The 12,680-nt window shown below is 56.9% G+C and carries 9 protein-coding genes; all 9 read left to right on the top strand.

The window, feature by feature from the left end; all coding sequences use genetic code 11:
* The first annotated feature begins 22 nt into the window (after positions 1–22).
* The 9 genes from flgE to IV01_RS22780 all read left to right on the top strand — a co-directional run bounded on the left by flgE (position 23) and on the right by IV01_RS22780 (position 12,616).
* Positions 23–1,387, top strand: coding sequence for a flagellar hook protein FlgE (gene flgE / locus IV01_RS22740; protein ID WP_032625446.1), 1,365 nt, complete (start codon positions 23–25; stop codon positions 1,385–1,387).
* Between the two features lie 198 nt (positions 1,388–1,585).
* On the top strand, positions 1,586–3,334 hold the full coding sequence (locus IV01_RS22745) for a flagellar hook-basal body complex protein (protein WP_032625444.1): 1,749 nt from the start codon (positions 1,586–1,588) through the stop codon (positions 3,332–3,334).
* A 649-nt stretch (positions 3,335–3,983) separates the two neighbouring features.
* Positions 3,984–4,724, top strand: coding sequence for a flagellar basal body rod protein FlgF (locus IV01_RS22750; protein ID WP_032625561.1), 741 nt, complete (start codon positions 3,984–3,986; stop codon positions 4,722–4,724).
* A 46-nt stretch (positions 4,725–4,770) separates the two neighbouring features.
* Positions 4,771–5,559, top strand: coding sequence for a flagellar basal-body rod protein FlgG (flgG, locus tag IV01_RS22755; RefSeq protein ID WP_032625441.1), 789 nt, complete (start codon positions 4,771–4,773; stop codon positions 5,557–5,559).
* Positions 5,560–5,652: 93 nt separating this feature from the next.
* Positions 5,653–6,366 carry a flagellar basal body L-ring protein FlgH gene (gene flgH, locus IV01_RS22760; protein WP_032625440.1) on the top strand — a complete coding sequence of 238 codons (714 nt, stop codon included), beginning with the start codon at positions 5,653–5,655 and terminating at the stop codon, positions 6,364–6,366.
* 13 nt (positions 6,367–6,379) lie between these two features.
* On the top strand, positions 6,380–7,489 hold the full coding sequence (locus tag IV01_RS22765; RefSeq protein ID WP_032625438.1) for a flagellar basal body P-ring protein FlgI: 1,110 nt from the start codon (positions 6,380–6,382) through the stop codon (positions 7,487–7,489).
* Positions 7,490–7,500: 11 nt separating this feature from the next.
* Positions 7,501–8,736, top strand: a complete 1,236-nt coding sequence (gene flgJ, locus IV01_RS22770; RefSeq protein WP_032625436.1) for a flagellar assembly peptidoglycan hydrolase FlgJ — start codon at positions 7,501–7,503, stop codon at positions 8,734–8,736.
* A 10-nt stretch (positions 8,737–8,746) separates the two neighbouring features.
* Positions 8,747–10,816, top strand: a complete 2,070-nt coding sequence (gene flgK / locus IV01_RS22775) for a flagellar hook-associated protein FlgK (protein ID WP_032625435.1) — start codon at positions 8,747–8,749, stop codon at positions 10,814–10,816.
* A gap of 12 nt (positions 10,817–10,828) precedes the next feature.
* A complete protein-coding gene (locus IV01_RS22780; protein ID WP_032625433.1) occupies positions 10,829–12,616 on the top strand; it encodes a flagellar hook-associated protein 3 in 1,788 nt (595 codons plus the stop codon).
* The last annotated feature ends 64 nt before the right edge of the window (positions 12,617–12,680 follow it).

The following is a 12,680-nucleotide window of genomic DNA, read 5'->3' as shown; positions in this document are numbered from 1 at the left end:
CTCGACGGCGAAGGAGTGTTACATGTCATTCAATATCGGTCTTAGTGGGCTCTATGCTGCAAATAAAAGCCTGGACGTTACCGGCAACAACATTGCCAACGTCGCGACCACCGGCTTTAAGTCTTCTCGTGCTGAGTTCGCGGACCAATATGCGCAGTCTATTCGCGGTACTTCCGGGCAGACCAACGTCGGCAGCGGTGTGAGCACGGCTGCAGTTTCCCAGCAGTTTACCCAAGGCACGCTGACCACCGGTACGGCTAACAGCCTGGATCTGGCAATCAACGGCAATGGCTTCTTCATGCTCAGCAACAACGGCGAGAAGCTTTATACCCGTGCCGGTGCTTTCCACACTGATAAAGAAGGCTTTGTCGTCAACAGTGCCGGTCAGAATCTGCAGGGTTACAACGTTGATGCCAATGGTGCTGTAGTAACCGGTGCTTTGAATAACCTGCGGGTCGACTCTTCGAACCTTGAGCCTAGGGCGACAACGCTGATCACCAATAAGGCAAACCTCAACTCCACGACTGCTTTGCCGACCGTTGCGACTTTTGATCCGACCGACACTAAAAGCTACAACATGAAATACAGCACCCCTATCTACGATACTCAGGGTAATGCGCATACGCTGGATCAGTATTTCGTCAAGACGGGCACCAATACCTGGTCAATGTATTCGTTGGTTGATGGTCGTAATATCAGTGATCCTGCGACCAAAACGCCTGACGTGGTCGATGTAACTGCAGACAAGGTTGATCTGTCCTTTGACTCCAATGGCTCCCTTATAGTGACCGCCCCTGTTGCTCCAGCAACCGGTGCTCCACCTACCGACGGTGCCAACATCAAGTTTGATGCAGCTAGCGGCACCTTCAACATCACCGGCTGGGTACCGGCCGTGAAAACAGGCACTGGCACTACCGCGAAGTGGGAATCGAACGGCGCCACCAGCTCTCCTATCAAGCTCAATATGCTGTCGACCACTCAGACCGCTTCGGTTTCTGGCTTGATCGCTCAGGATCAGGATGGTTACGCCACTGGCCAACTCAGCAGCATGAGCGTTGATGCCACCGGTAACCTGTTCGCCACCTACACCAACGGTAAATCCCAGGTGATTGGCCAGGTGTCGCTTACTAACTTCGCCAACGTCCAGGGCCTGGCCCCGGCGGGCGGCACCAACTGGCGCGAAACCTTCGCCTCTGGTGTGCCGGTAAGTGGCGCTCCTGAGTCTGGGACCTTGGGCTACATCACGGGTCAGGCACTGGAAGATTCCAACGTTGATCTGACCGGTGAACTGGTTAACCTGATCAAGGCACAAAGCAACTATCAGGCGAATGCGAAGACGATCTCGACGCAATCGACCATCATGCAGACCACTATTCAGATGACCTGATAAAGGTTGCTGTTCAGGCTGCACAAAAGCCCCTTTTCGAAGGGGCTTTTTTTATGGTTTTTGATTAACAAACTATCGATGTCTTTTTGGTTTTCGAAGTTACGGAAGTGCCTCTCAACCGTCTTGGAAATTTCCTACGCAACATAGTGTGAGAATAAAAACTCCTTAACCAATACCGTTTTCGGTAGGGAGTTTTAGATGTCGTTCAATGTTTCTATCAGTGGGATTCACGCCGCCAATAAAAGACTGGAGAATGCAGGGAATAATATCGCCAACGTGGGAACAGTTGGTTTCAAGTCCTCGCGTACTGATTTTGCGGCCTTGTATCCGGCCAATCATCTGGGTACGGGTGGGCATACAATCGGCAGCGGGGTTCGCCTGGCCAATGTGACGCAGAACTTCAATGAGGGCACCAGCATCACCACGCATGGCAGACCGCTGGATATGCGTATCCAGGGCGGTGGTTTTTTTGTTGTCAGTGACCGTGGTTCTTTGGCGTACACCCGGGCCGGTGCCTTTCAGAAGGATGCCGAGGACTTCGTTGTGGACAGTGAAGGCGGGCGCCTTCAGGGCTATGGGGTGAACGACAAGGGCGAGGTCATGGCCGGGGTGCGAATGGACATGAAAATTGATACCTCCAATATGGCACCGAAATCCACCACGCGTATTTCGGACACTTTCAATCTGGATGCTTCCCGCGCCTCCCTTGCGCAGTTGCCCTCATTCAACCCGGATAACCCTGCCACCTATACCCGCATGACAAGCCGGACCATCCAGGATCAGGCGGTGGGCTCCGTTGCCGCGACGGATCATGAGCTGAAACAGTACTTCGTCAAGACTGACGATAATCAATGGTCCATGTACGTATTGATTGATGGTCGAAACCCGATTGACCCCGGAAGCTCAAGTCCGCTGCATGTAACGCTGGATAAAGCTGCTGATGGCACCGTGCGCTATTCCGCCACCAGCCAGAACCTGAAGAAGGTGTCCAATACCGAATTGGGCCTAGGTGGTTGGGTGCCCGCGATGCAGTCTGGAAACAAGTGGGTTGCCAATGGTGCGGCCAGCGGCGGTGACGTTTCGTTATCCCTTGAAGATGGCGCGGGCAGTGCGCTGGATAGCGCCGATCCGGTCATGGTGCGCTCTTTGCCCCCGTTCAACCCTGCGGACCCGGCGACCTACAGTGTGGTGTTCTCCAACGCGTTGTTTGACAGTCAGGGTAACCAGCACGAGTTGAAGCGTTATTTCGTCAAGGAGGGGAACAACAGTTGGCAGATGCACGTGCTGGTCAACGACCGAAATCCTTCCATGCCTGAATCCGCCGCGCCCTTGACGGCGCGTCTGGTCTTCAACGGCAACGGATCGCTCAGGTCTCTGACGGGATCGCCTGGGTTGGAGGTCCAAGATGGTAATTCCCTGCAATTGACGAGCTGGGTCCCGGCAACGGTCCGGGACAAAGGTACGCGCCAGGAGACCTGGATATCCAATGGTACCAACGCCAGTGATGAGGGCATCGCCATCGACTTCAGCAAGGTCGCGCAATTCAATGCGCCGACCTCGCGCACTTCGCAATTTGGCGACGGACATGCGGCGGGGGAGTTGAGCAGCTTTAGCGTGGGGCGCGATGGCTTGTTGCGTGCCGGATTCAACAACGGTTTGTACCGGAATATCGGGCAACTGATGCTGGCGAGTTTTGCCAACGAGCAAGGGCTGGAACCTCGCAGCGATACCCGCTGGGGAGAAACCCTCGCCTCGGGAGTCGCCAATTTCGGTACTGGCGGATCGGGGATGTTGGGTAGCGTGCTGAGTGGGACGTTGGAAGCCTCGAACGTCGTGCTGGCGGATGAGTTGCTTGAACTGATCCAGGCGCAAACGGCGTATCAGGCCAATTCGAAGGCCATTTCTACCGAGGTGACATTGATGCAGACGTTGATTCAGTCGACGTGATTTCTGCTGATCTGTAGGAGTGAGCTTGCTCGCGATTCGGTCTCTTGGTCGACGAATTTATCATCTGAGCTGACGCTATCGCGAGCAAGCTCACTCCTACAGATCCTGAGTTTGCTGCGCGAAAGCGCGGTGTCAACCGTTGGTAGATTCAAATCGAACAATCGGATTTAACAAAAAAACCCTTCAAACGTTTCCACCCCTCTCCGGGGCTCGTCTGGGCGCAGACGATACGATCCACGCCTTGCCATTTGTAATAGCGGGCGGGTGCGGCCTGGCTGGTTGCCGAAACCAGGATCACAGACGCTGCCACTATCGGCAGGAGGCTTGCAAGTGCTTTCACCGCTAGATTCCATGGGCGTTCACGTTGCCTGCAAGACTATCACCGGCCTGTGTTTTATGAATGGCAATTTCAGTCGCTGAGCTCATTTCTCTTGCAATGAAGTTTTTTTGGCGGTGGTTCACGTCAGTCCGGCGAAATGTGGCAGTCCGCCGCCACATTCTTTTCGCGCGGCATCCTGTGTGAACCGACTGTGCCCGTTTTTACTGCCAAATCAGTGCTTTGTATAAAACCTGACAAGTTGGACCGGAAATTGCTTTATCCCTCTCAGAACAGCTACAGGCGGCAAGCGTCTGTCAGAGGAGGATGACTGTGGATAAGTTGCTTTACGTCGCCATGAGCGGTGCATCTGAGAACGCCGTTGCGCAAAAGGCGCATGCCAACAACCTGGCGAACGTCACGACCAATGGGTTCATGCGTGACCTGGAGCAGGCGCGTTCGATGCCGGTATTTGGCGAGGTTCAGCCTTCGCGTGCCTATGCCATGAGCGAGCGTCCCGGTACTGACTTCAGTGGCGGCGCGATGGTCGCGACCGGTCGCGATCTGGATATTTCCGTCAAGGGTGATGGCTGGATTGCGGTCCAGACCCCCGATGGCGGTGAAGCTTATACCCGCAGTGCCGGCATGAATATCGATGCACTGGGTGTGTTGCGGGCTGGCAATGGTTTGCCGGTCATGGGCAATGGTGGGCCGATTGCCGTGCCGCCTCAGCAGCAGATCGAGATCGGTGCCGACGGAACCATCAGCGTTCGTTCGCTGGGTGAAAGCGCTCAGGTCATGGCTCAGGTAGACCGCATCAAGCTGGTCAACCCGGACATCAAGTCCATGGAGAAAGGCCCTGACGGTTTGATTCACCTCAAGAGCGGCGCCGCTGCCCCGGCAGATGCGACGGTTCAGGTCGAGTCCGGCTTCCTGCAGGCCAGCAACGTCAGCGCCGTGGAAGAGATGACTTCCGTACTGACCCTGTCCCGCCAATTTGAATTGCACGTCAAGATGATGAAAACCGCCGAGACCAATGATGAGTCTGCGGCGCGCATCTTGCAGATGGGCTAACTATTGACAGCTTGCGTCGGTAACTCGACGCACGAGGAGAGAACCAATGATTCCTGCACTATATGTCGCCAAAACCGGTCTCGCCGCTCAGGACATGAACCTGACGACGATCTCCAACAACCTGGCCAACGTATCGACCACCGGCTTTAAAAGTGATCGCGCCGAATTCCAGGACTTGCTGTATCAGATCAAGCGTCAGCCGGGTGCACAGTCGACACAGGACAGCGAATTGCCGTCCGGTCTGCAACTGGGTACCGGTGTGCGCATCGTTGGCACGCAGAAGAACTTTACTGCCGGTAGCCTGGAAACCACCTCGAACCCCCTCGACCTCGCGGTCAACGGTCGGGGTTTCTTCCAGGTCATGCAACCGGACGGCACCATCGCTTACTCTCGCGACGGTACCTTCCACCTGGATTCCAACGGTCAGATCGTGACGGCCAATGGTTATGCCCTCGAGCCGGCCATTGTCGTGCCACAGAATGCCCAGACCTTCACGGTCGGTCAGGACGGTACGGTGTCGGTCACGCTGGCAGGTGCCACGGCCACGCCGCAGATCATCGGCAACATTCAGACTTCCGACTTCATCAACCCGGCCGGCTTGCAGGCCATCGGTGGCAACCTGTTCCTGGAAACCGCTTCCAGCGGCGCTCCGCAGGTCGGCACGCCAGGTCTGAACGGTCTGGGTACCACGCTGCAGAACACCCTGGAAGCTTCCAACGTGAGCACGGTTGAAGAGCTGGTCAACATGATCACCACTCAGCGCGCCTACGAGATGAACTCCAAAGTGATCTCCACCGCTGACCAGATGCTGCAAAACCTGACGCAGAACCTGTAACACGCTGATCGTCCTGTTTGATCTGTTGCTGCACCCGCTCAATCTGATGAGGCGCCTCATAAGCGCCTGCTACACCGCGAGGTTTTAAGTGTCATGAAACGGCTTCCTGTTCTGCGGTTTTCTGTGTTGGTCACTGCCCTGTGTGGGGCAGCGCTGTTGACTGGCTGTGTCGCGCCTTCCGCCAAGCCTAATGACCCTTATTACGCGCCGGTGATGCCGCGCACGCCGTTGCCCGCAGCGGCGAACAACGGCTCGATCTATCAGGCGGGTTTCGAACAGAATCTGTATGGCGATCGCAAGGCATTCCGGGTCGGTGACATCATCACCATCACGCTTTCCGAGCGGATGGCAGCCAGCAAGGCGGCGACTTCGGCGATCAAAAAGAACAGCTCCGCGAACATTGGCCTCACCTCGCTGTTCGGCTCGGGTCTGACCACTAACAACCCGATCGGCGGCAATGACCTGAGTCTCGGCGCTGGTTACGACGGCTCACGCAACAGCTCCGGTGACGGCAAGGCCGCGCAGAGCAACAGTTTGACCGGTTCGGTCACCGTAACGGTTGCTGATGTGATGCCCAACGGCATTCTCGCGGTCCGCGGCGAGAAGTGGATGACGCTTAACACCGGCGACGAACTGGTGCGCATCGCGGGTCTGGTTCGTGCCGATGACATCGCTACCGATAACACCGTTTCGTCCACCCGTGTGGCCGATGCGCGCATTACGTATTCAGGTACTGGTGCATTTGCCGACTCCAGCCAGCCAGGCTGGTTTGATCGGTTCTTCCTCAGCCCGTTGTTCCCTTTCTGATAGCGGGATAGACATGATCAAGCTCAAGCAACTGATAGCGGCGGCACTGCTGTTGTCCACCGCGTTTGGCGCACACGCCGAGCGTCTGAAGGACATCGCCAGTATTTCCGGCGTGCGGGCCAACCAATTGATCGGCTACGGTCTGGTGGTGGGGCTCAACGGTACGGGCGACCAGACCACACAGACTCCGTTTACCTTGCAGACCTTCAACAACATGCTGGCCCAGTTCGGCATCAAGGTGCCGACCGGCTCCGGCACTGTTCAGTTGAAAAACGTCGCGGCAGTGGCGGTGTACGCTGACTTGCCAGCGTTCGCAAAACCAGGTCAGACCGTGGACATCACCGTGTCCTCGATCGGTAACTCCAAGAGCCTGCGTGGCGGCGCGTTGCTCATGACGCCCATGAAAGGTGTCGACGGCAACGTCTACGCCATCGCCCAGGGCAACTTGGTGGTGGGCGGTTTCGACGCCGAAGGTCGCGACGGTTCGAAGATCACCGTCAACGTTCCGTCTTCCGGTCGTATCCCTGGTGGTGCGTCGGTGGAACGTGCCGTGCCGAGCGGTTTCAACCAGGGCAACACGCTGACGTTGAACCTCAACCGCTCGGACTTCACCACTGCCAAGCGCGTAGTGGACAAGATCAACGATCTGCTCGGCCCGGGCGTGGCTCAGGCACTGGACGGTGGTTCGGTGCGAGTCACCGCGCCACTGGATCCGGGGCAGCGCGTCGACTATCTGTCGGTGCTGGAAAACCTCGAAATCGATCCGGGCCAGACTGCGGCAAAGGTCATCATCAACTCCCGTACCGGCACCATCGTGATCGGCCAGAACGTCAAGGTTTCACCTGCCGCTGTGACTCACGGCAGCCTGACCGTGACCATCACCGAAGACCCGATTGTCAGCCAGCCGGGTGCGTTGTCCGGTGGGCAGACGGCAGTAGTGCCTCGCTCCCGAGTCAACGCTGCCCAGGAACTGCACCCGATGTTCAAGTTCGGCCCTGGCACCACGCTGGATGAGATTGTGCGCGCTGTTAACCAGGTGGGCGCAGCCCCGGGCGACTTGATGGCGATCCTTGAAGCACTCAAACAGGCCGGCGCGTTGCAAGCCGACCTGATCGTGATCTGAGGAAGTTGTCCATGGATATGCCTAAGAGCGCGGTTCCTTCAAGCATGGATTCGGGGGCTTACACTGACCTCAATCGGTTGAGCGCCTTGAAGAATGGCGACAAGAACAGCGACGCCAACCTGAAGAAGGTCGCGCAGGAGTTCGAGTCGCTGTTCGTCAGCCAGATGCTCAAGGGGATGCGCCAGGCCAACGAAGTGCTGGCCAAAGACAACCCGATGAATACGCCGGCAACCCGGCAGTATCAGGAAATGTACGACCAGCAGCTGGCCGTGACCATGTCCAGCAAGGGCAACGGTATCGGCCTGCAGGATGTGCTGATGCGTCAGCTGTCCAAGACTAAGAATATGCAAACCGCAGCGGCTGGCACTGAAACGCCGGTTACTGATACGAAAACCGCTACTACTGCCACCGCCACCGGCGTTTATCAGCGTCCGCTGTGGGCGACGCGTTCGGCTGCCGGCGACGCTGCGGCGGCTGCTCATGCCGGTGTGGAAGGGCGCAACGATATGGCAGCGCTTAACTCGCGACGTCTTTCGTTGCCAAGCAAACTCACCGATCGCTTGCTGGCGGGCATTGTGCCGGCCGCCGCCAATGTCCTGTCGCCGACCGCGCGCACCGCCGCGACAGCGTCGACGGCAACCAATGGCAGCAACGGCGACTGGACCATGGACCCGAACCTGGCGCCCGCCACGCAGCAGTACGTGCGCAGCATGGCGCAGCCGCCGCTGGCGCCAGGCAAGAAAGCGTTCAGCAATTCCGACGAGTTCATGGCGACCATGTTGCCGCTGGCCAAGGACGCGGCCGCCCGTATCGGCGTCGATCCTTCGGTGCTGGTGGCTCAGGCCGCGCTGGAAACCGGCTGGGGCAAATCGATCATGCGTCAGCAAGATGGCAGCAGCAGCCACAACCTGTTTGGCATCAAGGCCACCGGTAATTGGAATGGCGGTCAGGCACGGGCGATTACCAGCGAGTTTCGTGAGGGCAAAATGGTCAAGGAGACGGCGGACTTCCGCTCATACGACTCCTACGCCGACAGCTTCCATGACCTTGTCAGCCTGTTGCAGAACAACAATCGCTATAAAGAAGTCGTGAATTCGGCCGATAACCCAGAGCAGTTTGTAAAAGAATTGCAGAAGGCCGGATACGCCACTGACCCGGACTATGCCAGCAAGATTTCGCAGATTGCAAAACAGATGAAGAGTTACCAGAACTACGCCGCCGCCGCTGGCTCTTCCACGACTTTATAAGGTTTTAATCATGTCACTGCTATCAATTGGGTTGTCCGGGATTAACGCCAGCAGCGCTGCGATCAATACCATCGGTAACAACACGGCCAACGTGGATACCGCCGGTTATTCTCGTCAGCAGGTGATGACTACTGCATCGGCACAGCGCAATATCGGCCTGGGTGTTGGCTTCATCGGCACGGGCACGACGCTCTCCGATGTGCGCCGCATCTATAACAGCTATCTCGATGCCCAGTTGCAATCCAGCACCGCGCTTAGCGCTGATGCGGTCGCCTATTCCGGGCAAGCCGGCAAGACCGATACATTGCTCTCTGACACAACGACCGGCGTGGCGGCGCAGCTGTCGAAGTTCTTCACTGACTTGCAGGCTATTGGGAGGAGCCCGACGCAGTCTGCCGAGCGTTCCGCATTCCTGACCCAAGCCAATGCCCTGGCTGCCCGATTTAATTCGGTGGCTGGGCAGCTGTCCTCGCAAAACGAAAACGTCAATGCTCAGCTAGATAGCTTTACGTCTCAGGTCAATGAGCTGACGACGACGATTGCCAGCCTGAACAAGCAGATTGCCCAGGCCTCTGCCGGCAATACATCGCCCAACAGCTTGCTCGACTCGCGCGGTGAAGCGGTTCGCCAGCTCAATCAGCTGGTAGGCGTGAAGGTCATTGAGAGCAACGGCAATTACGACGTTTATACCGGTACAGGGCAGTCGCTGGTCAGCGCCGGAACCTCTTACCAAATGACGGCGACGCCAAGCAAGGCAGATCCGCTGCAGTACAGCCTGCAGATTGCCTATGGGCACACTACCACCGACGTGACGTCGGTTCTTTCCGGCGGGTCCATCGGTGGGCTGCTGCGTTATCGTTCGGAAGTATTGACCCCGGCGGGCAACGAGCTTGGGCGGGTTGCCATCGTGCTGGCCGACAAGATCAACAGTCAGCTCAGCCAAGGCATCGACAGCAAGGGCAATCCCGGTTCGGCGCTGTTCAACAACATCAACAGCGCTGCGTTGATCAGTCAACGCAGTATTGGAGCATCCACCAACTCTCCAGGCTCCGGCAACCTGGACGTGACCATCTCCAATTCCAGCGCGCTGACAGCCGACGATTACGAAGTCACTATCGGTTCCGACGGCGACAGTTACACCATGCGTCGTCTGCCTAATGGTGACCTCGTGGGCACGGGGGCGTTGAGTGATAACCCGCCCAAAGAGTTTGATGGCTTCAAGATGAGCCTTCATGACCCTCTTCCCTCTACGTTAGCCGCCGGTGACAGGTTCAAAGTCTCACCGGCAGGTAACGGTGCGTCTGGCATTGCGGTGGCCTTGACCGACCCGAAAGACATTGCTGCAGCAGCGCCCCTGACTGCCACTGCGGGCGCCGGTAACAGCGGCACCGGTGGGTTCACCCAGCCGACGATTACCAGTGCACCGGATATCTACAACACGACCAAACTGAACGATTGGCAGAATGCGATCAAAGGTTCAACGCCGATGCGTCTGGTCATGGGCGCTGCCACCGGTGGTGTCCAGAGCTATTCGTTGCTCAATGCCTCGGGCGATCCTGTGTTGGACCAGAGTGGTAACGCCATCACCGGCACCATCATTCAGGGCCAGACTAACTCGATCAAGCTCAATGTGGGTTATACGGACAAAAGCACGACGCCGAACAGTCAAACGGCATTGACTGTCGAGATGACCATCTCCGGGACCCCGCAAGCGAACGACACCTTCAGCATCGGCATGACCGGCGCAGGCTCTGCGGACAACCGAAATGCAACGGCTGCCGTTGCTTTACAAACCGCCAAGACCGTCGGCGTCACCAATGGCGGGGTAGGCACCAGCCTGTCTGGTGCGTATGGCGATCTGGTTTCTTCTGTGGGCACTCTTGCCAGCCAGGCCAAAAGCGACGTGACGGCTACTGCCGCCGTGGTGACCCAGGCGAAGTCTGCGCGCGATTCGGTGTCAGGCGTGTCGCTGGATGAAGAGGCTGCCAATCTGATCAAGTATCAGCAGTACTACACCGCGTCTTCGCAAATTATCAAGGCGGCTCAATCCATTTTCAGCACGCTGATCAACAGTATTTAGGAGTCGTAAATCATGCGTATTTCCACTACACAGTTTTACGAAGTTTCGACCCAGAATTATCAGCGTAGCTACGCCAACGTGGTCAAGACTGGCGAGGAAGTTTCCAGCGGTATCAAGCTCAATACATCGAGCGATGATCCTGTTGGCGCTGCACGTGTTCTGCAACTGGCTCAGCAGAACTCAATGCTGACGCAGTACAAATCGAACATCAGCGTGATCAACACCAACACCTCGAACAGTGAGACGGCGCTGGACAGCATCATTTCTTCGATGCAGGCCGCCCGCGAGTTGATCGTCAAAGGGGGTAATGGCTCCTACACCGAAGCTGACCGTATTTCCACTGCTGGTGAGCTCAAACAGCTGCAGAGCCAGATTCTGGGGTTGATGAACACCCAAGATTCCAACGGGCAGTACATCTTTTCCGGAAGCAAATCATCGACTCCGCCTTACATGCTGAATTCCGACGGAACCTACAGCTATGCCGGCGACCAGACCACGATTGATCTCGCCGTCGGTGACGGCCTGAAGTTACCGAGTAATGTTACCGGGTTTGAAGCTTTCGAGAAGTCGGCGGGTTCCGTACGTACTTCCTCGACGTTGACCAGCGGGCCGAGCGACGGCAAAGTTGCGCTTTCCGGCGGGTTTTTGAAGTCGATCAATTCCTACAACGACGCCTTCCAGGGTGGCGAGCCTTATTCGATCAGCTTCACCAGTGGTACGCAGTTCAAGATCACTGACAAAGGTGGTAACGATGTAACTTCCCAGGCGTCGACCGCAGGGGTCTTCGATTACAGCAAAAGCGATACCCAGTCGTTTACGTTCCGCGGCATCGAGATGAACCTGAACATCAATTTGTCCGCGACCGATAAGGCCTCGCCAGCGGCGGCGACTGCGGCGCTGACGGTTCCGACGCGCACCTACACAGTAGCGTCCACGCTGGATAGCATCACTACCTCGCGTAGCCCGGGTAACGTCTCATCGACCACCATCAGCAAGTCGGAGATTGGCTCGAGCGCAGCTGATAAAACCGCTTTCAACAATACCTTTCCCAATAGCGGTGCGACGCTTCGATACTCCGGCACCAATGGTTATGAGCTTTATGCTTCACCGTACGCTGTAGGTAATACTCCAGTTGCCACAGGCGCAGCAGTGGCGACTAGCACTTTGGTAAGTGCGGGCGCGAATAAATTCACTGTGCCAGGTACCCCAGCCGACGGCGATACATTTAATGACCCGACCAACCCGGCAGTGACCCTGCGTTATTCGTCCACCGATGGCTATGAGCTTTACAATGCTCCCTATAACACGGGCGACACCAGGGTCGGCACCGGCACTATCTCCGGTGCGGTAGTGAAAGCTGCAGGTGTCGAGTTCACTATGGCCGGCAACCCCCCTGCCGACGGCGACGTTTATACGGTTCAAGCTGGCAATCATCAGACTCAGAACGTACTCAATACCTTGTCAGCAGCAATCAAAGCGATGTCTACCCCCAGCAACGGGGATGTGACTGTTGCGCAGGGGATCAATGCGGCCTTGACCGCTGCTCTGGGCAACATCACCAATAACATCGAGACCGCTTCGACGGCGCGATCCATTGGTGGCGCGAATCTAGTCGCTGCAGACGCTCAAGGCACTACCAACGAGTTGCTTATGGGCAACAACGAATTGGAGTCGGGCAAGATCGTCAACTCGGATCTGGTTGAAGCCACCACGCGTCTGACGCTGCAGCAAACTATGCTGCAGGCGTCGCAGACCGTCTTTACGCAGCTATCCAAGTTGAATCTGTTCAGCCAGCTGTAAAAACGCTAGCGTACGCGCATTGACCGTTTTTTTTTCAGCGGAGCGGAGAACCAGTCGACTGGCT

Origin of the sequence: Pseudomonas syringae, from assembly GCF_000737245.1 — a bacterium.
GTDB lineage: Bacteria > Pseudomonadota > Gammaproteobacteria > Pseudomonadales > Pseudomonadaceae > Aquipseudomonas > Aquipseudomonas syringae_J.
This window is presented reverse-complemented; position numbering and strand designations above follow the sequence as displayed.

What these genes read in the sequence shown, in the direction of transcription:
- flgE (WP_032625446.1), top strand. Translation starts at nt 23, where the DNA reads ATGTCATTCAATATCGGTCTTAGTGGGCTCTATGCTGCAAATAAAAGC.
- IV01_RS22745 (WP_032625444.1), top strand. Translation starts at nt 1,586, where the DNA reads ATGTCGTTCAATGTTTCTATCAGTGGGATTCACGCCGCCAATAAAAGA.
- flgG (WP_032625441.1), top strand. Translation starts at nt 4,771, where the DNA reads ATGATTCCTGCACTATATGTCGCCAAAACCGGTCTCGCCGCTCAGGAC.
- flgH (WP_032625440.1), top strand. Translation starts at nt 5,653, where the DNA reads ATGAAACGGCTTCCTGTTCTGCGGTTTTCTGTGTTGGTCACTGCCCTG.
- IV01_RS22765 (WP_032625438.1), top strand. Translation starts at nt 6,380, where the DNA reads ATGATCAAGCTCAAGCAACTGATAGCGGCGGCACTGCTGTTGTCCACC.
- flgJ (WP_032625436.1), top strand. Translation starts at nt 7,501, where the DNA reads ATGGATATGCCTAAGAGCGCGGTTCCTTCAAGCATGGATTCGGGGGCT.
- flgK (WP_032625435.1), top strand. Translation starts at nt 8,747, where the DNA reads ATGTCACTGCTATCAATTGGGTTGTCCGGGATTAACGCCAGCAGCGCT.
- IV01_RS22780 (WP_032625433.1), top strand. Translation starts at nt 10,829, where the DNA reads ATGCGTATTTCCACTACACAGTTTTACGAAGTTTCGACCCAGAATTAT.